This is a genomic window from Haloarcula amylolytica (assembly GCF_049705545.1).
In the GTDB taxonomy this organism is placed as follows: Archaea; Halobacteriota; Halobacteria; order Halobacteriales; family Haloarculaceae; genus Haloarcula; species Haloarcula amylolytica_B.
Genome location: NZ_JBNAMU010000003.1, coordinates 115,786 through 142,414, shown reverse-complemented (window position 1 = coordinate 142,414; position 26,629 = coordinate 115,786). Strand labels below are relative to the sequence as shown.

The 26,629-nt window shown below is 55.5% G+C and carries 24 protein-coding genes and 2 pseudogenes; 17 read left to right on the top strand and 9 right to left on the bottom strand.

The genetic code is table 11. The annotated features are described in order from the left end of the window. Positions 1-103 precede the first annotated feature (103 nt). From ACOZ4H_RS19910 to ACOZ4H_RS19895, 4 genes are all read left to right on the top strand, one after another. Positions 104-1,636 carry a TrkH family potassium uptake protein gene (locus ACOZ4H_RS19910; RefSeq protein WP_424330996.1) on the top strand — a complete coding sequence of 511 codons (1,533 nt, stop codon included), beginning with the start codon at positions 104-106 and terminating at the stop codon, positions 1,634-1,636. A 122-nt stretch (positions 1,637-1,758) separates the two neighbouring features. After that, positions 1,759-2,190, top strand: a complete 432-nt coding sequence (locus tag ACOZ4H_RS19905; protein WP_424330995.1) for a universal stress protein — start codon at positions 1,759-1,761, stop codon at positions 2,188-2,190. Further along, complete coding sequence (locus ACOZ4H_RS19900) at positions 2,187-4,424, top strand: amino acid permease (protein ID WP_424330994.1); 2,238 nt, start codon at positions 2,187-2,189, stop codon at positions 4,422-4,424. The genes ACOZ4H_RS19905 and ACOZ4H_RS19900 overlap by 4 nt, the downstream gene beginning before the upstream one ends. Before the next feature lie 114 nt (positions 4,425-4,538). Further along, positions 4,539-5,303, top strand: a complete 765-nt coding sequence (locus ACOZ4H_RS19895; RefSeq protein WP_424331044.1) for a winged helix-turn-helix transcriptional regulator — start codon at positions 4,539-4,541, stop codon at positions 5,301-5,303. Positions 5,304-5,477: 174 nt separating this feature from the next. Here ACOZ4H_RS19895 and ACOZ4H_RS19890 read toward each other — a convergent pair whose 3' ends face one another. The 4 genes from ACOZ4H_RS19890 to ACOZ4H_RS19875 form a co-directional block, all read right to left on the bottom strand. Beyond that, a complete protein-coding gene (locus ACOZ4H_RS19890) occupies positions 5,478-5,846 on the bottom strand; it encodes a MarR family transcriptional regulator (RefSeq protein WP_424330993.1) in 369 nt (122 codons plus the stop codon). Between the two features lie 269 nt (positions 5,847-6,115). Then, entirely contained in the window at positions 6,116-6,502 is a 387-nt protein-coding gene (locus ACOZ4H_RS19885; RefSeq protein WP_424330992.1) for a hypothetical protein, read from the bottom strand. Then, a complete protein-coding gene (locus tag ACOZ4H_RS19880) occupies positions 6,495-7,361 on the bottom strand; it encodes a ParA family protein (protein WP_424330991.1) in 867 nt (288 codons plus the stop codon). Before ACOZ4H_RS19880 ends, ACOZ4H_RS19885 begins: the two co-directional genes overlap by 8 nt. Positions 7,362-7,570: 209 nt before the next feature. Beyond that, positions 7,571-7,723: a hypothetical protein gene (locus tag ACOZ4H_RS19875; protein WP_167545048.1), complete on the bottom strand. Its 153-nt coding sequence runs from the start codon at positions 7,721-7,723 to the stop codon at positions 7,571-7,573. Positions 7,724-8,421: 698 nt separating this feature from the next. Between ACOZ4H_RS19875 and ACOZ4H_RS19870 the strand changes: the two are divergent. Then, positions 8,422-8,834: pseudogene (locus ACOZ4H_RS19870) on the top strand (TRAM domain-containing protein). 100 nt (positions 8,835-8,934) lie between these two features. Beyond that, positions 8,935-9,513: a type IV pilin gene (locus tag ACOZ4H_RS19865; RefSeq protein WP_424330990.1), complete on the top strand. Its 579-nt coding sequence runs from the start codon at positions 8,935-8,937 to the stop codon at positions 9,511-9,513. A 426-nt stretch (positions 9,514-9,939) separates the two neighbouring features. Here ACOZ4H_RS19865 and ACOZ4H_RS19860 read toward each other — a convergent pair whose 3' ends face one another. Beyond that, positions 9,940-10,224 (bottom strand): MTH865 family protein, encoded by a 285-nt coding sequence (locus tag ACOZ4H_RS19860; RefSeq protein ID WP_424330989.1) that lies wholly within the window; start codon positions 10,222-10,224, stop codon positions 9,940-9,942. 77 nt (positions 10,225-10,301) lie between these two features. Here ACOZ4H_RS19860 and ACOZ4H_RS19855 point away from each other — a divergent pair, with 77 nt between their 5' ends. After that, positions 10,302-11,888 (top strand): globin-coupled sensor protein, encoded by a 1,587-nt coding sequence (locus ACOZ4H_RS19855; protein ID WP_424330988.1) that lies wholly within the window; start codon positions 10,302-10,304, stop codon positions 11,886-11,888. A gap of 27 nt (positions 11,889-11,915) precedes the next feature. Beyond that, positions 11,916-14,825 carry a PAS domain S-box protein gene (locus tag ACOZ4H_RS19850; RefSeq protein ID WP_424330987.1) on the top strand — a complete coding sequence of 970 codons (2,910 nt, stop codon included), beginning with the start codon at positions 11,916-11,918 and terminating at the stop codon, positions 14,823-14,825. A 609-nt stretch (positions 14,826-15,434) separates the two neighbouring features. On the opposite strand, the gene ACOZ4H_RS19845 is transcribed toward ACOZ4H_RS19850, so the two are convergent. The 3 genes and pseudogenes from ACOZ4H_RS19845 to ACOZ4H_RS19835 all read right to left on the bottom strand — a co-directional run bounded on the left by ACOZ4H_RS19845 (position 15,435) and on the right by ACOZ4H_RS19835 (position 16,589). Next, positions 15,435-15,686 carry a hypothetical protein gene (locus ACOZ4H_RS19845; RefSeq protein ID WP_424330986.1) on the bottom strand — a complete coding sequence of 84 codons (252 nt, stop codon included), beginning with the start codon at positions 15,684-15,686 and terminating at the stop codon, positions 15,435-15,437. After that, positions 15,683-15,978: pseudogene (locus ACOZ4H_RS19840) on the bottom strand (hypothetical protein). Before ACOZ4H_RS19840 ends, ACOZ4H_RS19845 begins: the two are co-directional and overlap by 4 nt. A 350-nt stretch (positions 15,979-16,328) precedes the next feature. Beyond that, the gene (locus tag ACOZ4H_RS19835) at positions 16,329-16,589 is read right to left on the bottom strand and encodes an ArsR/SmtB family transcription factor (protein WP_424330985.1); all 261 of its coding nucleotides are present in this window, start codon (positions 16,587-16,589) and stop codon (positions 16,329-16,331) included. 400 nt (positions 16,590-16,989) lie between these two features. Here ACOZ4H_RS19835 and ACOZ4H_RS19830 point away from each other — a divergent pair, with 400 nt between their 5' ends. From ACOZ4H_RS19830 to ACOZ4H_RS19805, 6 genes are all read left to right on the top strand, one after another. Then, a complete protein-coding gene (locus tag ACOZ4H_RS19830) occupies positions 16,990-17,304 on the top strand; it encodes a PadR family transcriptional regulator (protein ID WP_424330984.1) in 315 nt (104 codons plus the stop codon). A gap of 1,090 nt (positions 17,305-18,394) precedes the next feature. Continuing rightward, on the top strand, positions 18,395-18,694 hold the full coding sequence (locus ACOZ4H_RS19825) for a hypothetical protein (protein ID WP_424330983.1): 300 nt from the start codon (positions 18,395-18,397) through the stop codon (positions 18,692-18,694). Further along, positions 18,694-18,906 (top strand): hypothetical protein, encoded by a 213-nt coding sequence (locus ACOZ4H_RS19820; protein WP_424330982.1) that lies wholly within the window; start codon positions 18,694-18,696, stop codon positions 18,904-18,906. The genes ACOZ4H_RS19825 and ACOZ4H_RS19820 overlap by 1 nt, the downstream gene beginning before the upstream one ends. Before the next feature lie 266 nt (positions 18,907-19,172). Next, on the top strand, positions 19,173-20,054 hold the full coding sequence (locus ACOZ4H_RS19815) for a hypothetical protein (protein ID WP_424330981.1): 882 nt from the start codon (positions 19,173-19,175) through the stop codon (positions 20,052-20,054). A gap of 366 nt (positions 20,055-20,420) precedes the next feature. Continuing rightward, the gene (locus ACOZ4H_RS19810) at positions 20,421-21,575 is read left to right on the top strand and encodes a Fic family protein (protein ID WP_424330980.1); all 1,155 of its coding nucleotides are present in this window, start codon (positions 20,421-20,423) and stop codon (positions 21,573-21,575) included. Between the two features lie 84 nt (positions 21,576-21,659). Continuing rightward, complete coding sequence (locus ACOZ4H_RS19805) at positions 21,660-22,025, top strand: hypothetical protein (RefSeq protein WP_424330979.1); 366 nt, start codon at positions 21,660-21,662, stop codon at positions 22,023-22,025. A 468-nt stretch (positions 22,026-22,493) separates the two neighbouring features. Here ACOZ4H_RS19805 and ACOZ4H_RS19800 read toward each other — a convergent pair whose 3' ends face one another. Then, entirely contained in the window at positions 22,494-22,853 is a 360-nt protein-coding gene (locus ACOZ4H_RS19800; protein ID WP_424330978.1) for a hypothetical protein, read from the bottom strand. Positions 22,854-23,321: 468 nt separating this feature from the next. Here ACOZ4H_RS19800 and ACOZ4H_RS19795 point away from each other — a divergent pair, with 468 nt between their 5' ends. The 3 genes from ACOZ4H_RS19795 to ACOZ4H_RS19785 all read left to right on the top strand — a co-directional run bounded on the left by ACOZ4H_RS19795 (position 23,322) and on the right by ACOZ4H_RS19785 (position 26,587). Beyond that, the gene (locus ACOZ4H_RS19795) at positions 23,322-24,584 is read left to right on the top strand and encodes a Cdc6/Cdc18 family protein (RefSeq protein ID WP_424330977.1); all 1,263 of its coding nucleotides are present in this window, start codon (positions 23,322-23,324) and stop codon (positions 24,582-24,584) included. 1,175 nt (positions 24,585-25,759) lie between these two features. Beyond that, the gene (locus ACOZ4H_RS19790; RefSeq protein WP_424330976.1) at positions 25,760-26,074 is read left to right on the top strand and encodes a hypothetical protein; all 315 of its coding nucleotides are present in this window, start codon (positions 25,760-25,762) and stop codon (positions 26,072-26,074) included. Positions 26,075-26,182: 108 nt separating this feature from the next. Further along, on the top strand, positions 26,183-26,587 hold the full coding sequence (locus ACOZ4H_RS19785) for a transcriptional regulator (protein ID WP_424330975.1): 405 nt from the start codon (positions 26,183-26,185) through the stop codon (positions 26,585-26,587). The last annotated feature ends 42 nt before the right edge of the window (positions 26,588-26,629 follow it).

Sequence of the window (26,629 nt, the reverse complement as noted above, 5' to 3'; positions counted from 1 at the left end):
CGAGAATGCTACCACCCGGTGGCGTCCGGAGACGTGAAGACTTTTTTATACCCCTCTCGACATGGTGATGACGGGTAATTAAGCGGAGAGAGTTGAGTCTACTATGAGAAGCTACGTCGACTGGCGATCCGGATTCAGCTTCGTCGGGACAATCCTGCGGAAACTATCCATTGCCCCGCTCGTTCCGGCTCTGGTTGCAGTGTATTACGGCGAGTATCTACTCCCGTTTATTATCACCACAGTAGCTATGTTCGGTGGTGGTTTCGCCCTCGAACGGCTTCGTGACGACCGAAAACTCGGCAAGCGTGAAGCGCTCTTGATGGTGAGTGCCACATGGCTCGTCGTTCCTCTCTTTGGGGCCATCCCGTACCTTATTGCTGGGCAGGGAACAATTGCACAGCCCGTGAATGCGCTTTTCGAAAGCATGAGCGGTTTTACCACGACCGGGTCAACCGTTCTGGCAGAGATATCTTTCGAACAGCACTCTCACTCTATTTTGTTATGGCGACAGCTCACACAGTGGATCGGCGGAATGGGGATCATCGTTCTCATGGTCGCAATTCTCTCTGAACTGTCCGTTGCTGGAGCGCAAATCATCAACGAGGAAGCACCCGGTTTTTCACTTGAGAAGCTAACGCCCCGGATTCAGGAAACCGCACGTGCGCTCTGGAAAATCTATCTCGGGTTCACTGTCGCTGCGACTCTCGTTTATTATGCCCTGCACCTCGCCGGGCTCGCTCCAAACATGGGTGCCTACAATGCCGTCGCACACGCGCTTACGACGATGCCGACAGGCGGTTTTTCGCCCGAAGCACGGAGTGTCGAAGCCTTCGCCCCCATCGTCCAGTGGGCAGTGATGCCGTTCATGATCGTTGCCGGAACCAATTTCGCATTACTGTGGTACCTGTTCAACGGTGAACCGAGACAACTAACGAAGAATCCAGAGTTCAGAGCGTATCTCCTCGCGGTAGCTTCCATCGGCTCGCTCTTATCCATCCTCCTAATAACTGGGTTGGGGATAGCGGAAATCCCGAGCAATATCGGTCAACTCTCCGGGAATCTGGAAAATTCGCTACGCCAGGGACTCTTTCAGACAATCGCAGTCATCACGACCACGGGATATGCCAGTATGGATTTCAATACATGGGGTGAGTCAGCTCAATTGATTCTTCTGTTCGCCATGTTTCTCGGAGGATCTGCTGGCTCGGCAGCGGGGTCTATCAAAATCATTCGCTGGTATATAGTTTCCCGAGCGATGGGTCGACAGCTGTTCACGACGATACATCCGTCGGCTGTTCGACCGATTCGTCTGAATGACGATACAGTCGATGAAGGAACTGTTCAAGACATCTTGGTCTTTATGCTCGTATTCGCCCTGATCTTCGTGTTTTCAACAGTGTTAATCTATTTAGACGCACTCCGTATCGGCCTCGATATCTCCGCACTCGAAGCGATCAGTGCCACGATCGCCACACTCGGGAACATCGGTCCGGGTGTGGGTATCGTCGGCCCGATGGACAACTTCCGGCCGTTCTCTGCGCCGGCCAAGCTCTATATGGTGGTTCTAATGTGGATCGGGAGACTTGAGATTATCTCCGTGCTCGTGGTATTCACTCCGAGCTTCTGGCAACGGTAGGAGTCGCACACATAGAATGGTCCCCGGAGGCTGATGAACCCCCACAGGACAGTGAACTGCGATTCGTTGTCCGCTATCCGGCAGATACACACTCTTAACAGATAGTGGCTGTACTGACCAGTATGAGCAGTGAGTCCGCGGACGGGGATATTCTCGCCCACGTAATTCTCCCTGTCGCTAATGCAGACGATGCGTTAGCGACAGCGAAGGCGATTGAACCGTATGAACCGAGTAACGTGACCACGCTTCACGTCGTAGAGAAGGGCGGTGGCGTCCCTGACAAGACGCCGGTCGAACAGTCCGAAGACTTAGCCGAGGAATCGTATGCCGCCGTCCGGTCCGTGTTCCCTAACGCCGACGACCACACCGCCTACGGACGGGATATCGCAGCGAAAATATTCGAAGCAGCTGACGAGGTTGACGCCAGCGCCATTGCCTACCGTTCCCGCGGCGGGAATCGCCTCATGCAGTTTCTGTCCGGCGACATTTCGGTGACACTGGTGACGCAGGCAAATCGTCCCGTCATCGCGCTCCCACAAGAGGAAGAGACATGAGCGAGGAAGACCTTGCCAAGGACCTCGGACCACTCGCGGCACTGACCATCGGTGTCGGAACGATGATCGGCGCGGGCATCTTCGTTCTGCCAGGCGAGGCTATCCTCAAGGCCGGGTCGCTGGCGTCTGCTGCGTTCGTTTTGGGTGGCGTCATCGCCATGTTCACGGCACTGTCGGCCAGCGAACTCGGCACTGCGATGCCCCGATCGGGTGGGGCCTACTACTACGTCAATCACGCGCTGGGGCCGATGTTCGGGTCGGTCGCTGGCTGGGCCAACTGGCTCGGACTGGCCTTCGCCAGTGCCTTCTACATGGTCGGGTTCGGCCGGTATATTGCCCGCATCTTCGGCCTCGCCGGTAGTGTCGGTGTCGGCCCGATATCGATCACCGTGGTGAAGATCATCGCGCTCGTCGGGGGAGCCTTCTTTGTCCTCATCAACTACGTCGGCGCGAAAGAAACGGGCCGGTTACAGAACATCATCGTCGTCTTGCTTATCGGGATCCTCACTGTGTTCACATTGTTAGGAACACTGCGGGCCGAACCGTCGAACCTCCCGGCCGCGACGGACGTGGTCACCACCTTGGAGACGACGGGCCTCATCTTCGTCTCCTATCTCGGATTCGTCCAGATCACGAGCGTCGCCGAGGAAATCAAAGACCCCGGCAAGAATCTCCCGCGGGCGGTCATCGGCAGCGTCGTCATCGTGACAGTCATCTACGCTCTCGTCTTGGTGATCATGAGCGCGGCCGTTCCCCCGGGATTCATCGCAGACATCATCAGCTCTAACGCCGAGAACCCCATCGCTGTCGTCGAGGTCGGGAGCTACATCCAGGGGGCCGCGATGGGAGGTGCACTCCTATTTGGTGGCTTGCTCGCTACTGCTTCCAGTGCGAACGCCTCTATCCTCGCGTCTTCGCGTATCAACTTTGCCATGGGACGTGACCGGATCGTTACACCGGCCCTCAACGAAATACACCCCCGATACGGGACGCCGTACAGAGCGATCGGCATCACCGGCGGACTTATTCTCCTATTTATCGTCATCGGGGATCTGACGCTGCTTTCGGGTGCTGCATCGGGCCTACATCTCATCATCTACGGGCTGCTGAACCTCGCACTCATCGTCATGCGCTACGTAAACCCCGAGGAGTATACGCCCGACTTCGTCGTCCCATTGTATCCTTTGATGCCGATTCTCGGTGTCGTGCTCTCCTTTGCGTTGCTGGTGTTTGTCGCCGGAGACGCCCTGTTGCTTTCCTTTGGCATCGCCGCCGCAGCGGTACTGTGGTACGGACTCTACGCCCGCTCACGCACGGAAAAACAGGGTATTCTATCGAAACACATCATTTCACGGTCCGACGAGATGCCCGACGCAGCCGTCAGCGCGGCCGCCGGCGTCAAGCCTGATGGCGGTCAGTATCGCGTGATGGTGCCACTGGCCAATCCCGCACACGAACAGGAACTCATCACGCTCGCCAGCGCGATCGCTAAACAGCGAGGCGGGCGAGTAATTGCCACCCACATCGTCACGGTCCCAGACCAGACGGCGCTCTCAGCTGCGGCCGGCCGAAGCGACGAAATAGACAAGAGCTCACAGCAACTGCTTGATAATGCCCGAGAGGACGCTGAAACCTTCGGCGTCGACGTTGAGACACACACTATCTTGTCACACAAATCATACGAGGCTATCTTCGATGCCGCCCGCACACACACCGCCGACCTCGTCGTGATGGGGTGGGGACCGGACGCACACGGCTCACCCGGGCGTGCAGAATCGGCGATAGACGAACTGACCGAAGCAGTCCCCTGTGATTTCCTGGTCCTCCGTGACCGCGGGTTCGACCCCTCGCGCATTCTGCTCCCGACCGCGGGTGGCCCGGACTCTGAGCTGTCAGCCAACATTGCGAAGCTGCTTCAGTCCGAATACGACTCCGAGGTGACGCTGCTCAACGTCGACGACGACCGCGAGGCGGGCGAGCAGTTCCTCGAAGAATGGGCGGTCGAACAAGGGCTAGAGGACGCCGAACTCCTCGTCAAATCCGGTGATGTCGAGACGGCTATTGTGAATGCCGCTGATGACGCCACACTCCTGCTCCTTGGCGCGACTGAGGAAGGGTTACTTCGCCGTCTCGTCTCCAAGTCGCTCGTGCTAGACGTTGTTGACGACGTGGAGTGTTCGGTGCTGCTGGCGGAGAAACACCGTGACCGAGGCCTGATTGAGCGACTGTTCTGAGTGGGGGAACTCCCCACATTATCAGTTCTGTTGTGCTAAGACTCGTTGAAATAGCGATTCGCTGGCGAGATGCAGGTGGAAAAAGAAATTGGTATTCACTGTCTGGGTTTCAATATGAGTCGGAGTCTCGACGAACTTGACAAGCGTATCATCTACGCGCTGCAGGAAGACGCACGAAACATCTCGACTCCGATGCTTGCCGATGAAATCGACGTCTCTCCAGGCACGATTCGCAATCGTATCGGCCACCTTGAGGACGACGGTATCATCAAAGGGTATCACGCTGACATCGATTACGAGCGGTGTGAGAGCCGCCTGACCAATCTATTTGTCTGTAACACTTCTGCAAGCGAACAGGAAAGTCTCGCCAGACAGGCACTTTCCGTTCCTGGGGTAGTGAATGTTCGTGAACTCCGATCAGGCCGTGAAAATCTCCAAATCAAAGCTGTTGGCGAGGAAATAAGCGATCTTACTCAGATTTCCCACCACCTCAGCAAACTGGGACTGGAAATTGCGGACGAAGATCTGATTCAGGAAGAGTATTTTACGCCCTACGAGCCTTTCAAGCCTGACAGCGCAGCAGAAAAGAAGATGATGACCGACATGGTCTCGCTCTCCGGTGATGCCGAAGTAGTTGATGTGACGGTCAGTCCGAACGCCCCAATTGCTGATACAACACTCCATGAAGCCAACGAGCAATCGATGCTCGGGGAGGAGGTTCTCGTCATTGCCATCAAGCGCGAGGACGAGGTGATTACACCGAAGGGAGACACGAGAATCCACGCTGGAGATTTCGTCTCCCTGTTTGCTCGAAATGGAGTCCCTGAGACCACTCTGGAATCGTTTGCAAAGACGGACCGTCCACTGAAATCGTCTTGAGAGAGGCTGCCTACTCAGAGTCGTGGCTCAGGTACGGCCCGTCAGCAAGAAACGCCGGATGGCAGCGAAGCAAGTGGATCTGGACTCACGACAACGGCTCGACGTGTCTATGACGGGAAGAGACATCACTTCTGTTACCTAACTCACTAATCGGCGAAGCTTCCACCTCGGTCACTATTCGTTCTCCACGCTCGGATGTGGCTCGCTGGGAGAGTGTTCGCGCCACGATTGCTTCTCCTCTTCACCGACCTGCTCGTTGAACAGGGCAGTCGCTCGCTCGTAGCCACTATACCCGTCGAGGCGATCAGTGTCGTCGGTTACTGCCCAGTACGCCGCCTTGTGTTCAACGAGACTGCGGTCCTTCAACCGTGAAAGGGAGGTGCTGACTGCGCCCTCATCGATGCCGATTTGAGAGGCGATTTCACTTGCCTTGAACGCACGGTCCCCGTGGGCAGCGAGAAATCCGAGGACCTGATCAGGGACAGAGAGTTCCTTGAGTTCGTCCTCGCTCGTGTTCTCGAATGTGTCTCGATCAATAGACATCGTTGATTGAATCTACGGCACTTCCCGTAATGAGTATTAGGACTGAAAGCTCTGAAAATGCTGAAACTATGATACTGTGTGAGTCACCAGTAGTGAGTACGTTCAACCACGAAGCGATTCGAAGACGTATACATTGAGAGCGCCAGTCTCAACTACTGCTTCCTGGGCTTAAATAAACCATATCTGGATATATGAAATCTCTCGAGGGCCTACAGCAATCGCTATAGGATATCATACAGCAAATGCTACAGTAATTCCTATAGGAAAAGCTATAGACCCTTCGTCGCTTGCTTTCGCACCGCGTCGCGGACGGCTTCGAACTGCTCTGGGGCCGCCTCCTGAAAGCCCACCCGCAGCGCAAACCGAAGCACCGAGCTTCGATCAATTTCGGTCTCCTCGATATCGAGTTGTTCCTGGAGCCCGTTGCCGACCGCATCCAGATGTTCGGGGTTGGCCTCGAGCGCTCGAATGAACGCGGCGAGCTGGCCATCCCACACACTGACAGTCTTCTGCTGCTCACCGGCATCGATGGCCTCGAGTTCGTCGACGATATCCTCGACGAGGTCCTGTCGGTCCATCTCCTTCGCTGCGGAGTCCAGCCGGTCGCCCTGTGAGGTCTGTGCTTTGAGGTCCTCGAGGTCGGGATCGTCACTCATCGGTCTCACTCTCCAGTTGTTCGACGAGGGCACTTGCGGCTTCGAGATAGGCGTCACGAGCCCGCCCGGCTGTGGTCGAGGGTTCAGCTATCGCGAAGGCCGTCTCGCCACTCTCGGCAGCATTGCGGATATCCTGTGAGTACGGGACGTAGGCCGGCGCAATTGCATCGGGATACGCTTCCTGGAACGATTCGAGATACTCCTCGGCGAGATTCGTTCTCGTGTCGACCTTGTTCGGGAGAACCAGCGAGAGGTCGATGTCGACCGCAAAATTCTCCGCGATTTTCTCGAGGTCTTCGCGAAGAGCGTTTGCCTGCTCGGCTTCAAACGGCCCCATCTCGACCGGCGTGATGACGTGCCGTGCCGCCCAGAGGCCGTTGTAGGAGACGTTGTTGGTCATGCCCGGCAGGTCGATGAGGACGACATCGTACGAGAGCGGGTCGACGTACTCGTCGAGGAACTGCTCAAGCCGACTGTAGCGCTCACGAGCATCGTCGATGTTCCCGAGTTCAGCATCCAGCGTGTCCAGCCCAGGGTGGGCAGGGATGAGGTCCGGTCCCTCATCGGTTGCGATGACCAAATCAGCGACGGCGTCGTCACCGAGCTTCCCGGCGATGGTGTCCCAGGCATCGTCGAAGACTGTGCTGATGTTCGGCCACGCCTCATCAGCGTCGATCTGGTCTCGGTACTGCCCCCAGACCCCGAAGTGTTTCGCGAGGTCGCCTTGCTTCCCGGCGAGGTCGATGAGGAGCACCTTGTGACCCTGTTCGCAGAGTGCGACGCCGAGGTGGGCCGTTGTGGTTGTCTTCCCAGTGCCGCCTTTGTCGAGGAACGCGGCGGCGCGTAGTGTCTCTGTCATGTGGCTATAGTAGTTCCTATAGGATACTCTGTAGGCATAAATCTACGTCAGACACCTGTTGAAAATGGGATATAGCAAACCCTATAGGATTCCCTATAGGGAAAGTTTTCGTATGACTGGCGGTCCGAGTTCACCGCCACAGACCTGGCTGACATCTTCGATGAATTCCTATCGGGGGCTCGCCGAACCGGCGACCTGGAACAGTATCACTACTCTGGTGCAACGACGTCTTCACACGTCGGACATTCCGCCCAGATGCCTTCTGTCCCATCGTCTCGCTCGTATTCAACCAGAATCCATGCAGTCGTGATGCGCTCGTCGCAGTTCGGGCAGCGACCGAGACGTTGCGTGTCATCAGGCATGGAACGGGGATGGAAGGAGCGAGTGACAGTGTTTCTTCCATCTAAGACTCAACTGGCGCCGAGGATAAGTGTTTGCCAGATTTCAGAATGAACGTATATACTGGAACTCTACGTCACACTGCATCTCTCGGGTGCTGGCGCTGCTGTCACCAGTGAGGAACAGCGCCTCTCAGGACCGGTATCGTTAGTTGTCTAAACAATCAGCACACCGGCCAGCGCTTGGAAACGATGGTTCTCCACACTCTATGCACGCATCAACTGCGGCGTGGCTCTCTGAACCCGACTCAAGGTACTGTTTGACCGTTTTCCACATCCGCTGAATCATATCTAAAATACCGTTCTCAAGGCGTATAAACCCACTATTCGAGGAGCTTGTCGATAGTGCTATGGAAGACTATGTACCACACCTGCTCCTGTGAGCCCAGTTCTGGGATAGTCGGTTGCTGGTGACTGTGTGTCGCTGTCGTGGCTCTTATAACAGTTCTCAGAGGCGGTGGCCGTTCTGGGAGGAGCAGGTCAGTGACTGGAGGGCGACGGCGACAGTCGCGAAAGCGCGAATCGGAAGCAGGGACTGCTGGAACGGAGCAACCGGTATGAGAATCGTCGCCTAAAGTCTCCAACGAGATCGCTGGACCAGCGTAGACACAGACCATAGACTCAAATGCTGCTGGATACGTACACTGCGTACGATACTTCGAATGAATATTCCATCTCAACTACGGTGTTTGTTTGCTGGCACTGTCGAAGAACGCAACGACTCCTATGTGATTGAAGTACCCAAACAGGAACTACAGACTGGGTCTCTGCAGGCCGGTGCAATGTATCGCGTTGCGCTGCTTTCGCTTCCGACTGACACTGAGTCTTCACAGAGCGAGACAGAGCCTCAGAGTAATCGCGGGCCACAGGGGCCGCCGGTTACGGAAGACGAACAACGCACCGTCGATATCGAGGACTCGGCGACCAGGGCGACGGACTCGCGCGTGTTGAGCGAGGGTTTGTAGTGATTGTTCCCGATACCGAGGTCGGGGGGCGTGTTACTGTAGAGATTACCGACGTTAGAGCAAACGTTGCTTTCGCTGAGGTTGTTGAATGGGTAAGCGACTACGAATAGGCTTCCTTCTCTCCTGTAGTCTCCGCCTGTCATAGAGAATCTGGGAATTCTCCGCCCTCTTCCAGTAGCTATTCCCGTTGAAGCAAGCTGAGACTATAGTATGGAGATTCCACAGTCGCCGCGCGCTGTCTCTCCAGTCGTTTCAACCATTTTGCTGGTAGCAATTGTTGTGATCCTTGGAGCGACGATATCCGTCTTTGCTCTAGGAGTAACTGATGATCTAAACGATGCTGGCCCGGTGGTCGGACAATCTAATGCAGAATTTATCGGCGATAGGAGCGGTGCAGATGATCAAATCGTCCGATTTACACATATCGCTGGTGATTCCGTTGCAGTGTCTGAAATGGAAATCGTTGTCAGGGCATGTGAGAAAACAACTAGACTCATCAATTTGCCTGCTCCAACGACGCGGACCGCGTCGACGCCGACGTATTTCCCGTTCGATGAGGGAAATTTCCAGGGTAACCAGAACCTGCTTAGTGAGGGGACGGTGGGGCAATCTTGGGATGCAGGCGTTCTCCACGAAGACACGACAAACACGTTTGCTGCCGGGTCATCCTTCGAGTTTCGAATAACTAATCGCGCGTGTTCAGTGGATACTGGCGAGACTGTCGATATCATGGTCGTCCATTCACCCACAAATACGGTGATGATCGATACAGAACTGACTGCTCAATAGACTTAGCCTCGATTGCCTGCTATGACTGCTTGAGGCACATGACCAGTCGCTTTTCGTTGCCCGATCTATCGGGATTAACTCAACAGCCAGAGCACGACGACTACGACAATCGCGAAAGCGAGAATCGGAAGCAGGTAGTGGCGGACCAGGGCAACCGGTGCAAGGACTGTCGCCCGAAATGTATGATAGACACGCCGAACCGTCGCGGTAAGTCCAGATCTACTCGCCTCGTTGTGGGCTGGCAGTGTATTGTGCTGGCCTCGACCGAGCCATCGACGGCCACGTCGGCATGTCATAGATCGACCTTCAGGACTCCATGACATACTTCACGCTCTAGGGGCTTTAGCGGGATTCTCATGGAGTCACTCTCCTCAATCCGCCCACCGCTTCAGACCTGCTCGACTCAGTTGGGAACTGACATAACTCTTATTTGGGTGGAGAGTACTCGAATACATCGTCATCCCGCAATCCTGTCATGAGATCAGCAACGAGGCTGTTCACGTCTTCGTATGGGTAGTCTTGATACTCAGCGTACTCTATACCAAGTTCCATCGCTCCCAATGTAACTCCGTCCGCTTGGAAAGTTATTGCTGCTCCGTCAGGTAACACAGGAATGAGCTCAACTGGATTCGTGAGAGGATACTTCGCTTGTTCGAACACTTCTAACAGTTGTCGGTGAATCTCTTGTTGCGGTGTTCGTGATATTCTCACGGTTACCTATGACGGCACGGTATTAATAAGACGACAGCCTCCGCTGAGGGTACACCCTACCCCCATTTCACTTATCAATGCGTTCCAGCGGCACAGCCATTTTTCGGTATGACACCCAACCAGTTGGGGAGTATTTTGATGAGTCTATCGAGTATTGTACATTTGTGTACCAATCAAACAATAATCAAATCACGTCTACCGACCGACAGCAGGTTGATGGAACGCAACTGGTTGATAAAATCGGCATCGACCGACAGGAGATCAAGTGGCGAAAAGAGTTCACAAATTTCGACGAGGCGGACAAACAACGACTGACCACGCTCGAATCTGTTGTTGATCCTGTTATCGACGAGGCTGTCGAGGAGTTTTACGACCACCTCCAGTCGTACGATGAAACCATCGAGATCTTCGGGCGATCAAGCAAGGGAATCGAGGCACTCAAGAAAAACCAGCGTCAGTACCTCCATGCCTTGTTTGACGGCCAATACGGTCGGCAACACTTCCAGAGTCGAGCCCGGATTGGCAAGATTCACGATATGCTGGATCTCGGGCCGAAAATCTATCTTGGTGCCTACAGCGTCTTCTACGAACACCTCATCGACGCAGTGGTCGAAGATCTGAAATCTGACCTGGCGCAGACAGACGGTGGTGTCGCAACACAGCACAGTGACGCCTTGACCCCCGATGAAGCGCTGGATACACTTGCCGACCGCACTCGATCGATGCTGAAAATAATGAACCTGGACCAGCAGGTGGCCATGGACACCTATATCCATTCGTACAGCCAGCAACTCGAAACCAAACTCGAACAGCAACGACAGGTCATCGCCGACGTTGATAAGGAAACGGCGGAAGCGACACAGGCTGCCGACGACATCGCAATAAGCACCGATATGATCAGTGAAAAGGCCCGCGACCAGGCCGATTCAATGGGGGAGGTGTCAGGTGAAGTCGCTGACATGTCCGCGACCGTCGAGGAAATTGCTTCGACTGCAGAAGAGGTGGCCACGACCAGCGAGAACGCAGAGACGCTTGCCGAAGAAGGACGGACGGCTGCGACGAAAGCTATCGACATGATGGAACGTGTTGACGACTCCGCGAAGACCGCTGCCGCCGACGTTGGGAGGTTACAGGAGCGTATCGATGAAATTGACGAGATCGTCGAGGTCATCAACGACATCGCCGACCAGACCAATATGCTCGCCCTCAACGCCTCGATCGAGGCTGCCCGAGCCGGCGATGCCGGCGATGGATTCGCGGTGGTTGCAAACGAGGTCAAGAGTCTCGCAGAGGAATCGCAAGAACATGCCGGCGAGATCGAAACGATGGTGTCGGATATCAAAGAAGACACTGCAGAGACGGTCTCCAGTCTTGAGCAAACCACCGAGGAAGTCGATCAGGGTATCGAACAGGTTACCGAAGCGATGGACACACTGCAAGACATTGCTCAATCCGTCCAAGAAGCGTCACAGGGAATCCGTGAAGTTTCAGACGCGACTGACGATCAGGCCGCCAGCACGGAAGAGGTCGCCAGCATGGTTGACGAGTTAGTCGAACAGGCAGATACCGTCGCCGACGAAATCGAAGATGTCGCTTCCGCCAATGATGAACAGGCAGAGAACGTGAAACGGATCAACAACACGGTTCAACGGCTGACTAACTGAACACATAATGAAGCATAGAAAATCGATATGAGTTCCTCAGACCGCTCCAATACCGATTTACCGGGGCAGCAACAGGCACGAAGCAATGCACTCGACCGCGTCTCAGATGGCGTAGTGTCTCTCAACGGCGAACTCCGGTACACGTATGTTAACACACGAGCAACAGAGTTCCTCGACACCGACGCTGAGGCACTTCTCGGCGAGCACGTTTGGGATGTCTTTCCCAACCCCGAGGAAACCAAAGCACAGGACGCGATCGAGCAAGCGATCGAAACCGGGCAAACGACGTCCTTCGAACGATACAACGAAGCGTTGGAAACGTGGTGGAAGGTCAGAGTCTATCCCGACGACACGGGTGTTACTGTTTTCTTCAACGATATCACCAAAGAAAGGGAACGCCTGTACGACCTAGAGCGGGCAGACACGTTGTTCCAGAACGCGCAGGATGGACTGTTCGTCATCAACGTCGAAGACGGTGGCGAGACGTTTCGCGTCAATCAGGTCAACCCTGCATACGAGACATTTTCAGGCACTCCAGCTGGCGAACTCCAGGGAAAAACGATCCGCGAAATCACCAACGAGACGGACAGTGATGCGATCCGCGAAAAATACAAAGAGTGTGTAAACGGACGAACGTCCATTGAGTACGAAGAATACCTCTCAGCATTCGACAGTGGATCGTGGTGGGAAACGAGACTTGCACCGGTAGTCATCGATGACGAGGTGACGCAAATCGTCGGTTCGACGCGAAACATCACAGAACGAAAGGACCGCGAACAACGGCTGCAGAAGTTCGAACAGATGGTTGAGCACACCGGGCACGCTGTCTTCTTTACTGACGTGGATGGGCAGATCGAGTACGTGAATCCAGCATTCGAGGAGCTGACCGGATACGCGCCCGCCGATGTACTCAGTGAGACACCCGATCTGCTTGGCTCCGGCAAGCACGACAATGCGTTTTTCGCCGATCTGTGGGAGACCGTTCTGGATGGCGACGCCTGGAGCGGGGAGATCGTGAACCAGCGCAAGGACGGCACAGAGTTCGTCGCCAATCACACTATCGCGCCGGTGACGGACGATTCGGGAGATGTGACCCACTTTGTCGCAATCTACGACGATATCACCGACCGGAAAGAACGCGAACGACGCCTGCAAACGCATGAACTCGTCGTGCAGGCGATGACTGAAGTCGCGTTCCTCATCGACGGGGACAAGCGAATCCAGTTTGCCAACGATGCGGCACTTGATTTTGCAGACGTGCCTCTGGAGACGATCAAGGGCATCCCAATTGAGTCAGTCACAGAGGAGATGGCTGCACCTGACGAAGAGCCTCACCGGTTTGTGGACGCGATCGACGCGCTCTTAGAGGACGAGCAACCCGATGTCGGCGAGTGGGTTCGAGAACCTGACAGGTCGGAGACATTAAGCCTCGAATTTGACCTCTTCTTAGAATCGGTCGGGGAGGTTTGTGCCGAGCAACGATTTGTCCCGGTGGAACTCTACGATGGCGAACGGGGTGTCGCGGTCATTTCGAGGGACGTCACCGCTCGCAGGGAGAAAGAAGAAGAAATCCAGACGCATCTGGAGCAAGCCCAAGAGGTCGGGCACGTCGGGAGTTGGTACCTGGACATCGATACCAGCGACCTAGAGTGGTCGGATGAATGTTATCGGATCTTCGGCTTGGAACCTGGAACGCCGATGACGTATGAACGGTTCCTAGAGCTGGTTCATCCCGAAGACCGTGAGACCGTTGACGACGCGTGGAGTGAAGCACTAGAAGAGGGTGGCTACGACAGTGAGCATCGGATTATGGTAGACGGTAAGACACGATGGGTACAGGAAACAGCCGAGGTTGAATTCGACGAAGACGGAGAACCAGAGAGCGGTATCGGTGTCGTCCGAAATATTACAGAACAGGTCCAGCAAACCCGCGAGATACGCGCACAGAAAGAGCGGTACGAGTCGTTATTTAATAGCGTCAGCGGCGCAGTCGTAGTCACGGACCTCGATGGCACGGTTACGGCGTGCAATCCGGGCTTCGCCGACCTGTTCGGGTACGAGAGTGGCGACATCGAGGGAGAGCATCTCAGCACGATTACCGACGAGAGTACAGATGTGGAGCGCCTGCTTGAGACGACAGATAGCTCCCGGGAAGCACTCCTCCTCAATTACCGGAAACAGTCGGAACAGGTCTTCCCGGGTGAAACACGGAGTTTGCCGCTTCGAACGCACAGTGGCGACATCGATGGACATGTGGTACACATAATTGATGTGTCTGAGGAACAAGCAAATCGCGAGCAACTGCAAGTTCTCAGCCGTGTCTTCCGGCACAACGTAAAGAATGATATGAATGTGATCCAAGGGCATGCCGAAGTTATCGAACAGCAAGGGTCAAATGCGGTGTTGTCCGACGCTGAGAAGATACTCGAAAAAAGTGAAAAATTCGTTGAGATGGCGGAGAATCAGCATAGAATCACGGAACTTCTGATCAAGAACGCTGAAACCGTCGATGTGGATTTGGCTCCAACAATTAGAGAGGCTGTCTCAGACGTGCAGACGCAATACCCTAACGCGACATTGCAGACGGATTTGGATCCCAACTGTCAGGCGAGCACTACGCGTGAGATTGCTGAAGCGATTCGGGAATTGGTAGAGAATGCGATTATTCATTCGGACCAAGCGAACCCGAGGGTTGATCTCCATCTCCGAGGCACGGAGACGATGACTGAACTGACGGTACGAGACGATGGACCAGGAATTCCAGAACAAGAATGGAACGTGTTGACAGCGGACGGCGAAATCAATCCGTTAAACCATGGGACGGGACTCGGTCTGTGGTTCGTCAATCAAGTTGTTCGCCGTTCGAACGGAACGATATTGTTTGACACGAGCGACTCAGGAGGGTCTACGGTGATTGTTCGTCTTCCCACGGGCTAGTTCTCTGCCACTGCTTAGTGAACCCGCTCGCTCTGTTTTCAAGAGCTTGGCTCGGCTACGAGGGTATCATATCCACCCGGTCGCGATTCCTTCAAGATTCGGTTGGCAGGAACAGAACCGACACGCCTTCCAACGCCCACTCAGTCCACGTTGTCATTGAGTGGACCGTGACCGAGTGGACAGAAGAGTTCGCACACCGTGATCACGGTACTGCCCGGATTGTCTCCTCGTTCGTAGTTGGTGATTGCGACGACGAGGCGAAGACACAGCGCGAGGGGCTCATCTTGCAGGGTCGCTGGGCTCATACCACCTCAGCGTTCACCCTGCTCTTCGGTGTGCTAATCGTTTTATGACACCCTTATCATGTGCGTAGCTATTTCCGATAGGTGAATATTCTGTCTTCAACCGCACGAGGGTCCGTCTGTAACCATGCCAGCTCACCGTCCCAGCAGTGATGCGGACAGAGCTTCAACCCCACGAGGGTCCGTCTGTGACCATGCCCGATTTCCGGGACACAGCCTATCTCTATGCCGGTTTCACTTCACTATTTTTGTCGACCGCCAATACTCCCTCAACCCCCGGGGGTCGACGAAAATAGCCACTGTCGTCCTACACCGTCGCTGCCACATGCTGATACTCGGCTTGTGCCGGCGTCGGCTGCAACGTCAACCCGGCCAACGCTAACTCCCTGAGCACTTCCGGCGGCACACCCTCACAGTCCCGAAGCACGGCATCCAACGTCCATTCACCGTACTGACTCGCGCTTGGCGCAAGCACATCAACCGACTCAGTAGCAACTTCCTCTTGAATCGCTCTCGCGGCCCGCCGCACTCGCTTCCGTTCCTCCACAGTACAGCTCATGCCTCGACACCTCGCAGGAGATCGCCGACGAGCGACCCACCGACGTGCGGGCCGATATCCCAGCCACGCTCCCCACGCGTGTATTCACACCACTCTCCGAGCGTCTCGAAGGGCGTCTCTGCCAGCACAACCTTCTCAGCGTCACCGTCAGCCTCGACAACAGCCACAGCGAATTCGTAGCTGTCCCAGTAATGCGCCGCGCCGTCGCCGTCGACGCCAAGGAAAGCGGTCGGCCCTGGGTGAGTAGTTCGCGTGCGGTACGTTCTTGTGGATTGGATTGCGTAGTTGCCATTGGTTCTCTCCTGGAACCACGCGCCTCGGTGTTCCTACCACCGGGGCGATTTCGTGCAAAATCGACCAGCGGCGCGTGTGTTCCTACTTGTACTGTTGGGCTAGACAAACAAAAAACTATTGCCCTAGAAAAACAACTATCGGATGAGACAAGATGTCTGCCCGAGGCCCAGAGCGGAAAGTTAGTGATAAAGAACTACTCGAATGCTTTGAAGATGTAGAGAAACCGTTTGTAACTACCTCAGACATTGCCACGCGGGTTGGACTATCTAAAACTCGAATCCGACAGCGTTTGCAATCAATGGGGCCTGAAGTTCGAATAGAACGTCATAAAGTAGGAAATGCAGTTGTCTACTGGTTGCCTGACGAGAACTCTGGATCTAACTGAGCTCGCCCATCATCCGTTATCCAATATACCCGGGCACGCCCCACACGTTCTGATTCGACCCACCCGTTTTCCTCCATATCTTTTAGCTTATTGCTGACTGCCGTATTACTAATCTCCAGCCGTTCAGCGAGATCTTTAGGGGCCTGAACCGGTGGATAAGCTAGCCTAATTTCTTTCAAAACGTCGATTTTGGTGACCGTTGGGTCTGGTCCGGGCTTAGACACTTTGAGAGCATTTTGGTCGGTTCGGACATAGTAATGTCTCTCTACAAGTGTTCTTCTAGAGCAAGTATTATGGGTGTCGGGTGTAACATCACGAAATAAGCGACGCCTACTCTCGCACACAGCGTCGCACTGAACCCATGACAGCAGACCAGCCCACCCACGAAGAGTCGCATCGCTCGCCACCGACCGGCACTTCCGGTCATTCGGAAACCACCAGACAGCGGTACATCCGCTCACTTCCGGTCATCTTCCGGTCATCGCCTGAGCGGCCCACGAACACGCCACAGCGGGCCAGAGGCGAAAATCGGACGCCAAAAATCCACTTCCGGTCACGCGCGCCCCAGGCTCTTACCATGTCACCTCCCAGCCTTGGCCAGATGCATACCACCGGAGGCGACCGATGACGACCTACCACGACCTGACGGGCTTCCAGCGCGACCTCCTGGAAGCCATCGCCGCCGTCGACGGCGATCCGTATGGCCTCGCGCTCAAGGACTACCTCGACGAGCGCTACGCCGGTCCGATCAACCACAGCCGCCTCTACCAGAATCTCGACCAGCTCGTTGAGCAGGACCTCATCAACCGAGACGACCTCGACGCCCGCACCAACGTGTATACGCTGACTGACGCTGGCAGACACGAACTCCAGCGTCAGGCGGAAACACTTGCAGGCCTGTGTGAGCTGTCCCGACCCGTCGCTGGAGGTGCACAGTAATGCCCCAGCAACTCACGCAGCGCCGTCGCTCAGCGGGCAAAGACGGGGACACAGTCGGCCGATGCTGTCAGAGGCACGCAGTCACCGGGCAAGTGATGACCGACTGGTACCCTACCAGAATAAACGTAAAGCTCATTGATAACGGTTGTTGCCGGGGATTCAACCACAGAGCAATCCGTGGAACAGTCCGCCGTCGCAGTGGACGGCGGACCATCTCGCGTGCCTCTGACAATTTTTCAGGACAAAGTGGACTACTTTGTACCTGCACTATCAGATTGGATGGTCCCTATAATTGTAATTTTCGCCTCATTATAGATTCTGAATACACCGCGAAGCACCCCGAAAACTGGGGTCCGGCCCCGAAACAACCGATAGGATGGGTGGTGTCTCCGGGAACTGACAGGGCACGGAACCCACCTGAAACCGATACGAGAGGTTATAAAAACGCTTGTGATATCCCGTCGCTGTCAGGCGGTTTCCCACGCGATCCCAACTCGTTCGACTCACACCAGCAACGGCCCGGGGTCGGCGTGCAGACACAACTCTCGGATTCCGAACAGCAGAATGGTGGGCAGCCGGGGGAAAACGGCATGCCACGCACCACCCACAGTCGCCGTTACCGGCGACAGGTCCTGCACCCAACACATTCGATAGGACAACTGGCTATCAGGGGAACATGGAGCGGGGGACAGAACCTAACCGACTGGTATACAGTTGGTATCAAAAACAGTTGTGATAGCCGCTCTCAGTCTGTCGGTTCTATCACAACAGCCAGCTACACCACCATTTCTCACACGCGTAGCACGACCACGCGACTCACACAGTCACGGCACCAAAGGAATGGTGGGGATGGTGGGTTGCTGGTGGGAAGCGGCGTGCAACCCACGGTGTGGGGTCGCCATCCACGACGACGGGTTCCGGCCCCGGGCCAATCGATGAATCGGGGGGGATTCGGGGGAGAGTGGAGCGGAGACCAGAACCCAATCAATCGGTATACAGTTGCTGTCAAAATAATTTGTGATTCACACTCACAACCTTCTCATTCAGGTCCTGGTACAACCCCACAATCCTGTCATCGAGAGGTGGCCCGATGACTGCCCACCCGACTGTCGGCGAGATCGTCGCCATCACGACCACCGACAGCGAGCCACTGTTGCTGGTCTGTCGCTCCACCGACGAACACAGCACCGGCGTGTTACTGGCCGACCTCGCGACAGAAACACTCCATCGGCTACGGGCGTCCGAACCCGACACAGCCACACGCCGGCAGCTGGCGCAGGCCATCGGTCGGACTGACGACCTCATGTCGTTCACGGTCCCGACCAGAGACTGCGCACTGGTTGAACGCGATAGCAGCCGTCCTGGCCCCTTCGAAGGAGGGGATGCCTAATGGCCCGTGCTGACCCCTCGCCGGGTACTGCGACCGACACAGCGACCACAGAAACCGATCAGTGGCGGCTCCGCTACATGGTCGGCGACCTCGCCCACTACACGGAGTGGACGAGCGATTTCCCCACCGTCGAGAACTACTACGACCAGTACCGCCGCGGTGACTATGCACATGACGTTGTCATCGAGCGCCGGGCGGTGGTCGAACGATGACGGGGCATGGCACCCACGACGGCGTTGACCACGACGACTGCGAAGCACCGGGGTGGGGGACAAGAATCTGAGTCCACCGACACCGGAGCCACCCAATGAGTGGTGCTAGTCGCGTCCAGGCCGTTGCTACGAGGCAAATCCACTAGACAGCTCGGAGTTGCCACGAGCCAACTACCGCGTCCAGATAGTGCCTGCCACGTCACCGATAGCCCGTGCCGTGGTCGGCACTGCCCGGTTCGATTCCGGGGACGGGCACTGTGGTCACGATGCCACGAAACACGACCCCCGACGACAGCGGGACCGACAGCACAGCGACCGACCACGCACTCGCCGATGAACTCGGCATGGACATCGGAGGAGATGGGACGGACATCGACGCCCTCCAGTCGCTCGTCAGTGACCTCGGCGACGAGGTGCCACCCCCCGTTTCGAGTGTTCTTGAGCTGCTGGTCGGGACCATCGACGACCTCCAGAAACGCGTCGACGACCTGGAGGATGAGGTTGAACAAACACATGACGTTGCTACCACAGCAGTGGGCAACGCCGCCACGAACGACCAGCGCCTCGACGAACTCGAAACCCAACAGGAGGCGACCCACGATGTCGCCAAGAGTGCCATCGCGAAAGCCCAGCAACTCGAAGCCGATAGCGACCATCAAGAGGATGCCGAGCAGCTACCCGAGGACATCGAACCCAGCAGTTCGCCCCTGGATTTCTTCGCGAACTGCCGGCAGTCGAAAGTCAAGACCATGTTCGTTGAGCGGTCGAACCGCCAGAACACCTACCGCGCCATCACCGTCGCCAAGCGCTGGCCGGAATTTGCCACGACACGAACCGACGGCAGCGGCGTGTTCATGACGAAAGCCGACCTGCAGACAGCCCTCACCGCCGAACTCGGGAAGGAGCCCCACCGCCAGACGGTCAAGCGCGTCAGGGAGAAACTAGTCGAGATCGGCGGCGGCGACATCGTCGAGAAGACGCGACAAGTCGGCCGGGATCAGACCCAAACCGAGATTCTCGCGATGGATATGGCAACAGCCGACGGACTGCTTGAGAAGCGCTACGTCGGTCTCGATCTCCTGGAGAACAGCGACCACAAAGCCGCGACGGGTGGCGTCACACCCGTTGTGGTGGAGTCGTCGCCCTAACCCTGTGACACGCACCGGATAGGACGGGAACCGGCACTGAACCAACGCTGTTGGACGCGGTGGTATGTGCCCTGCCGCCGCCGAGGCCGCTGTCTGCTAGCTGCAGGAACCGGGAGCGACCCCCTGTTGTCAGGAGTGGAGTGAGTGGTCGTAACACGAACGGAGCGAGCACATCTATCCAGTCGTTCACAACGGGTGGGACGCCAAGTCCCGGTCACGTGAACGAACTATGGCTCCCATCCCTGATTTGGGTTAGCGGTGGTGTCCGATTTTCCACATATATATAGATATCGGACGTTTGTCGAGCTAACCAAAATACACCACCAGTGTTTTTGCCTTAGCCCGAATATGATGGCTGCAAGCAAAATGGCGGGAAACAGCCTTTCCGATGAAGCACCTGGCGAGTATGTTCCGTTCGGACGCCGGACGTACTATCTCCCAGACCCGCTGCCACCGGCACGTGATCTGGAGTTCGATGCCGACTTCCAGCAGTTGCTGCAAGACGCGATCTATCAGCTCGGGCGGCTGGAAGGAATCGGCGACGAGACAGATACCAATCCACTCCTGTACACGACGATGGTCCGTCGCGAAGCCGTCGAGTCGGTAGTGCTCGAGGGTGCAGACATCGATATCGAGGACGTATTCCGGTCCCAGGAACTCGCCGATAGCGGAACCACTCGGAAGGATGTCCAGGAGGCACTCAATTACGAGCGGACAATCACCGAAGGTGCGGCTCGACTCTCTGAGGGCGACCAGATCACACTCGGACTGCTACAAGACCTACACGAGTTACTGATGGCGGACGTGCGTGGCCACTGTGAGTACCCCGGGGAATTCCGTCCGAAGCCGATCAATCTTCCGGCAGCCTCGTCGTTCCAAGAACCATTCGTCCCGCCGGCACCGGACAAAATTCCGGAGTTGATGACGAATCTCGTCGAGTACTGCAACACAACCAGCGAGTATCACGATCTCGTCCAGTTCGGGCTCGTCCACTATCAGTTCGAGACGATACATCCCTTCGAGGATGGGAACGGCCGTCTAGGACGCATTCTCATCACGTTGCAGCTGATTCAAAACGGCTACCTCACGCAGCCGTATCTGTATCCGAGTGCGTACTTCAACCGCAACAAAATCGAGTATGCCGACCGGATGCGAACAGTCAGTGAAACGGGCGCCTGGGAGCCCTGGTTAGAGTTCTTCGTCGAGGGCATTCGATCGCAAGCGGCCGAGGCAGTTGCACGAACCAACGATCTTCGAGAGCTCCGTCGAAAGTACGAGCGAACCTATGGGCACGAGAAAACAGCCGCCGACCGGCTGGCGATGCGCCTGTTCAAGCAACCATATGTGACCACCAACGACGTTGCCGAGCTACTGGATGTGACCGCACAGACTGCACGGAACGCGATTCAGGAACTCGAGGCACAAGACATCCTGACCGAAACAACCGGGAAGGAGCGGTATCAAGAGTTCAAGGCTGTCGATATCTTCGCCATTATCAACCAGCCGCTGGAAGAGGGATAGTGCTATTCTGGCAGCGGACTCAATCCAGACTGCACAGGACTAACCAACACAACCGCCAAGTTCCCGCGAAGCGTTGGTTAGCACATGTCCGACCGCTCCCACGCCAGAACCGCACTCGAAGAACTCCAGGCCATCGACCGGGACGCACTCTCAACAGACCTGACTGGGACATACGACCGGACACTCGAAGAGATCGAGACACTCTGTGCAGAACTTGAGGCGGCGGCCAAAGCTGACGAACAATCAACAGAGCAGCCCGATACACCGGAGGGGTGGGATGTGGATGACTGGGATGACCAACTCGAGTCAGCTCGCGAGAAAGCAGCGATTTCCTCAACGAAGGGCACCCTCACGACGAAAACCATCGATGGCCGTGACTACTACTATTTGCAGTGGCGAGAAGGTGACTCTGTCACGAGCCAATATGTAGGCCCCGTTGATCCAGCCTGACTCACGAGTGGGGCCACACACACCCCCCGTTTCGAGTGTTTCTTCCTGAACGACCGTCTCCTTAGGAGAAGAGCAGTTCCATCCGATTAGTATATAAAGATAGTCCGTACCACCCCCCGTTTCGAGTGTTTATCCTAGGAGTTAGCTGTCTACTACTACTACTAACGTTACCTAGTAGAAAAGAATATATATACCATTCAAAACAGCAGTATCATCCAGCCTGATTTCCAGCATGGCCTGGTTTGAAGTCTTCCCCTCAGCAGGCTGCTACCAATGGAATTGACACCCTCAGATTCAGTCGGACTTGGGGGAACGGGTGATTCCGGCAGAACACTCGAAACGGGGGGTGTGTGTGAGTTGGACTGTCTGATTTTCAGAGTGTGTCGTAGAAACACCCTCACGAAATTTGTGTCATTGACAGACCCGGTCAGTAAGAGTGCGAGGCAATCGTAGAGTAGTTGAGGACTATCAAACCGAATTTGGTTCTGTAACTTGCTGTACTAATTGAACGGCCGGAAAATCCTCTTGATAGTCAAACGAGGCAAAAACTGCTTGGTAGCGGTCCGACGGGAAGACAAACACAATAACAGACTCAAAAATCAACGATTGTGCTTTGTACCGTGCTTCCTCAATAAGCTGTTTAAAATCGTCACCTGTGACTTGATTCGCCATTATTAATTTATAAGCCTCGTTGAATTCAGTGTCCGAGTAGCGTTCTTTCACATCATCTCGTATATGCCTAATTTCAAAGCTACTGCTCCCTAAGTCAGCAACAACGCGAGGTGTTGATTCCTCAAAATTCAAAATAGCTTCAGCGATATCCGACATGTTTTGTATACTTATAGTCTAGGTAATAAGTCTCTTGATGTAGAATCGTTGTTAACTCTACACCGAACAATCACAGAAACCGATCCGAGGGTGAGATGATTTTGATGACGCTGTGATCCCAACCCGGATCTCAAACGAGCCGCTTGTTTCGTGCAATAAGTTCGTTGGAGGAATCTACCGGTCAGAGATATATCACTGATCTTCTCCGAGACAGTCCAACGCGTGACTGTCGGACTCACAGCACCCCCCGCTGAGCAAGATCGAAAGAACACTCGAAACGGGGGGTGGCGAACATTCACTATTTCGACAAAAATAAGAAATGCTCAGAAATAGCCGACACAGCCCCTCTATATGATGGTTACACTCGAAACAGGGGGTGAAACGGGCCACGACGCACTAGAACAGGAGAAACACTCGAAACACTCGAACTAGGGATTTATTATCGATTGGTCTGAGAATACATCCAACATGGATTCCCCGTTCGACGATCCTGGGAAAATCTTCGCCGATAAGCGGCCTCTCGATGAGGATTATACTCCCGAGACGATTCTGTGCCGGGAGGACGAAGTCAGCCGCTATTCTGAAGCCCTGCAGGACGTCATCGAAGGGTTCGGGCCGAACAACGTCTTCATTTACGGACAGACGGGCAACGGCAAGACTGTCGTCACGAAGAAGATGATGGAATTTCTCCGCGCCGAAGCCGCTCAGCACGATGTCCCGGTCACGATACTCGAAATCAACTGCAACAAGGACGACAGTATCTTCAACGTCCTCATCTCGCTCGTTAACCAGCTCCGGCCCCCGGACGATCAGGTTCCCGAACAGGGGCCGACGAAGGGCTTCCTCTGGTCGACACTGTACGACGAGCTCGACGACCTCGAGGGTGACGTCGTCGTTGTCCTGGACGAGATTGATATGCTCGGCGCGGACAACGACAAACTCCTGTATGAATTCCCCCGGGCCCGCAAGATGGGGTCACTGGAGGACACCCGCGTCGGCGTCATCGGCATCTCGAACAACCACATGTTCAAAGACTCGCTGGACCCGCGGGTCAAGAGCACGCTCTGTGAGTACGAAATTTTCTTTTCACCATATGATGCCACTGAACTCACTGATATCCTCCAGCACTACGCCGATCTCGTGTTCCGGGACGGGATCATCGACGAGGGCGTGATCCAACTGTGCGCTGCCCGGGCCGCCCAGGAACAGGGCGACGCTCGCGAGGCACTCGATCTGCTCGAAACGGCTGGGAATATCGCACGCAAACAGGACGCCGGGCAGGTCACCAAAGCCCACGTCGAAGAGGCTGGCAGCCGCGTCGAGGAACAGCGTGTCCTCACAATCGTTCGCGAACAACTCACCTCGCAGATGAAACTCGCGTTGCTCGCGACGGCCTTCCTCAACATCGACGACGAAGCCTCTCCCCGTGCGAAGAACATCTACCAGGTCTATGAGAACATCTGTCAGGTGTGTGGCTACGAACCTCGCTCGAAGCGGCGGGTCAACGATTTCCTTGACTCGATCCGCCTCTATGGCTTGCTCGAACGCGATGAACGTAACCTCGGTCGGGCCGGCGGGCGGTCGTATATTCACACTCTGGAGGTCTCACCGGAACTCGTCTTCGAGGGGCTCAAACAGGATCAGGACGGGTCTGAATCGACACTGGAGCGCTACGACCTCGTTCCCGATCCTGAAGAGGCCCAGCAGGCCCGGCTGATGTCCTACGTCTGAAATCCTTCTGAGAAGGACCTTCTAAACTCGTGACAGGCTTCAGCAATCCCAGTCAATACGGAGTGAATATCTCCCACAGCGTTCCAGAATAAACCGGCCACTATTCATTACCGAGAGGAAGCGTATCCTGCCCGGCTACGCGAACTGTCTCGCCGAAGAAACCAGGACGGGACGCCTGGACTATAAATGAGCAATGCAACCGCTCAGGAAGGGGTGCTGCTCCCGGGTCAAACACAGCAGGAATTTGAATCGTCCCTTGAGTGTGGACGTTTCGGAGTTCCACAGAGGTCCGGCGGACAGAGCTTTGTATATCGTAGTACGTGGAGAACTCCTCCCACTGGCCCGGTGGTGAAACCCGTACTTCGTGACTGATACGTCCTTCATATGCCGACGGTGGCCAAATACGAAACCGGAACCAATCAGGTTGGTACCCTTCATATGGTGAGCTAGACGCGATTCCACCGATAGTTGAATTGAATGTGAGGTGCATCTGGGGACGCTGGCCGCCGCTCTGTATGATCCGGTCGACCTCGACTGCGGCGTATCCGATCCCATCCACGTCACCTTCTCGCGGTGGATATTCCCACAGAACACGTGGGTCGGTGTCGGTTTCGACTGTCGTTTCGGCATCAAGCCGTGTCGGCGTGGTTCCAGGAAGCTGTCCGCTACAACCACTGAGAGCGCTGGCGGCTATTGTGCCAATGCTTGCAAGAGCCTGCCGTCGAGTGGGGTAGCTGTCGGTATCGGTGAACGTGGAGGGCATCGGCCCTTGCTACTGTTGCATCGGCCAAACATTCTCTGTTATTGTACAGATTTTCACCACTGGAAAGACGAACTTCGGAGTGTCTTAGATGCCGACACTCCGCGGCGTAGGCTGATCGCTTCGGGTTCCTTACTGCAGCCGGGCAGACATCCCGACGTAATAAGGAACCGACGCCCACTCACCTGATATCTAGGAGGCCGTCGATGAGGAATACTTTGGGTCACCGGCCGGCCATCCGTCGCACATCCTGCTGGGTCAAGTCTCTTTTGTCGAAAACAGTGGTTTGTCTAGGGAGCAGCGTTTCCATAGGTGAATAGGGCGCGTATTCTGAGGTAGAAACCTATCTCCGGGTGGCTCAAACCGGTTTTGTAGCTTGATTCAATTTTTAGTGAAATGCACTGGAACCCCAGTTATGGCATCAGACGCGCTCTCAGGTGACGTTTGGCAGCGGTTGAGTTGGGCGATTCGGGAGGGAGTCGTTATCACAGGCATTTTCGTATTCTGGCTCACGATTGCGCTCGTTTTGGTAACTGGTTTGAGTCTTGTTGCGTTCCTGATTCAGACGCTTCGGCTCGACCCGTTACGATTCGTCTATGAGTTCGCACAGCGGGCCGATGTTGTCTGGAGTGCCGTGTTGCCGTTTGCCGGCGCTACGGCGGGGATCTACACTCTTGCCCGTGTCGGGACAATTCTCATTGGTCAGTACCAGTCTACTCCAGGCGAGTGACCACCGCCAAGCAGGTCGCGTTGACCGGTGCCCAATCTAACAGGGAACCGCACTGTCGCCTGTCTCGTGGAGCTGGTCAGCGTAGGATGCCGCTAGGAGGGACACACCATGGCAACACTCAAAGTCACCGTCAGAAATAGCGACCATCTCGAGCAGCGCACTCGTAACCGAATCAAGGCCGCGCAGGAGGGTGCAGACCTCGACGAGGCCCAGCCAGTGCTGAACTTCGACTCGTACGCAGAGCTCAGCCGATTGCTCAGTCCGAAGAATCTGGAGCTGTTGGAGGCGATCTCAGAACATGAACCGGCGAGTATCAGCGAGGCTGCTGCACTGGTCGACCGTGATTACAAGCAGGTCCATCGGAACCTCTCCGAACTGGCAGCCATCGAGGTCATCGAATTCGAAGGCGGCGGGTCGGGTCAGGCGAAGAAGCCACTGTTAGCCTACGATGGTCTCGAAATAGATATTCCATTCACTGAGTCGAACGGGAATACCGGTACTGCTGCTCCGTAGCTATTCTCTGAAATCCATAAGCATATGATATTTAATCTGAGT

Coding starts and splice junctions, on each gene's coding strand:
- ACOZ4H_RS19880 (WP_424330991.1), bottom strand. CDS start 7,361: ATGACAGAGACACTACGCGCCGCCGCGTTCCTCGACAAAGGCGGCACT.
- ACOZ4H_RS19815 (WP_424330981.1), top strand. CDS start 19,173: ATGCCACGAAACACGACCCCCGACGACAGCGGGACCGACAGCACAGCG.
- ACOZ4H_RS19825 (WP_424330983.1), top strand. CDS start 18,395: ATGACTGCCCACCCGACTGTCGGCGAGATCGTCGCCATCACGACCACC.
- ACOZ4H_RS19875 (WP_167545048.1), bottom strand. CDS start 7,723: ATGCCTGATGACACGCAACGTCTCGGTCGCTGCCCGAACTGCGACGAG.
- ACOZ4H_RS19910 (WP_424330996.1), top strand. CDS start 104: ATGAGAAGCTACGTCGACTGGCGATCCGGATTCAGCTTCGTCGGGACA.
- ACOZ4H_RS19850 (WP_424330987.1), top strand. CDS start 11,916: ATGAGTTCCTCAGACCGCTCCAATACCGATTTACCGGGGCAGCAACAG.
- ACOZ4H_RS19890 (WP_424330993.1), bottom strand. CDS start 5,846: ATGTCTATTGATCGAGACACATTCGAGAACACGAGCGAGGACGAACTC.
- ACOZ4H_RS19805 (WP_424330979.1), top strand. CDS start 21,660: ATGTCCGACCGCTCCCACGCCAGAACCGCACTCGAAGAACTCCAGGCC.
- ACOZ4H_RS19845 (WP_424330986.1), bottom strand. CDS start 15,686: ATGAGCTGTACTGTGGAGGAACGGAAGCGAGTGCGGCGGGCCGCGAGA.
- ACOZ4H_RS19800 (WP_424330978.1), bottom strand. CDS start 22,853: ATGTCGGATATCGCTGAAGCTATTTTGAATTTTGAGGAATCAACACCT.
- ACOZ4H_RS19865 (WP_424330990.1), top strand. CDS start 8,935: ATGGAGATTCCACAGTCGCCGCGCGCTGTCTCTCCAGTCGTTTCAACC.
- ACOZ4H_RS19905 (WP_424330995.1), top strand. CDS start 1,759: ATGAGCAGTGAGTCCGCGGACGGGGATATTCTCGCCCACGTAATTCTC.
- ACOZ4H_RS19790 (WP_424330976.1), top strand. CDS start 25,760: ATGGCATCAGACGCGCTCTCAGGTGACGTTTGGCAGCGGTTGAGTTGG.
- ACOZ4H_RS19855 (WP_424330988.1), top strand. CDS start 10,302: ATGCGTTCCAGCGGCACAGCCATTTTTCGGTATGACACCCAACCAGTT.
- ACOZ4H_RS19900 (WP_424330994.1), top strand. CDS start 2,187: ATGAGCGAGGAAGACCTTGCCAAGGACCTCGGACCACTCGCGGCACTG.
- ACOZ4H_RS19785 (WP_424330975.1), top strand. CDS start 26,183: ATGGCAACACTCAAAGTCACCGTCAGAAATAGCGACCATCTCGAGCAG.
- ACOZ4H_RS19820 (WP_424330982.1), top strand. CDS start 18,694: ATGGCCCGTGCTGACCCCTCGCCGGGTACTGCGACCGACACAGCGACC.
- ACOZ4H_RS19885 (WP_424330992.1), bottom strand. CDS start 6,502: ATGAGTGACGATCCCGACCTCGAGGACCTCAAAGCACAGACCTCACAG.
- ACOZ4H_RS19895 (WP_424331044.1), top strand. CDS start 4,539: ATGAGTCGGAGTCTCGACGAACTTGACAAGCGTATCATCTACGCGCTG.
- ACOZ4H_RS19830 (WP_424330984.1), top strand. CDS start 16,990: ATGACGACCTACCACGACCTGACGGGCTTCCAGCGCGACCTCCTGGAA.
- ACOZ4H_RS19810 (WP_424330980.1), top strand. CDS start 20,421: ATGGCGGGAAACAGCCTTTCCGATGAAGCACCTGGCGAGTATGTTCCG.
- ACOZ4H_RS19795 (WP_424330977.1), top strand. CDS start 23,322: ATGGATTCCCCGTTCGACGATCCTGGGAAAATCTTCGCCGATAAGCGG.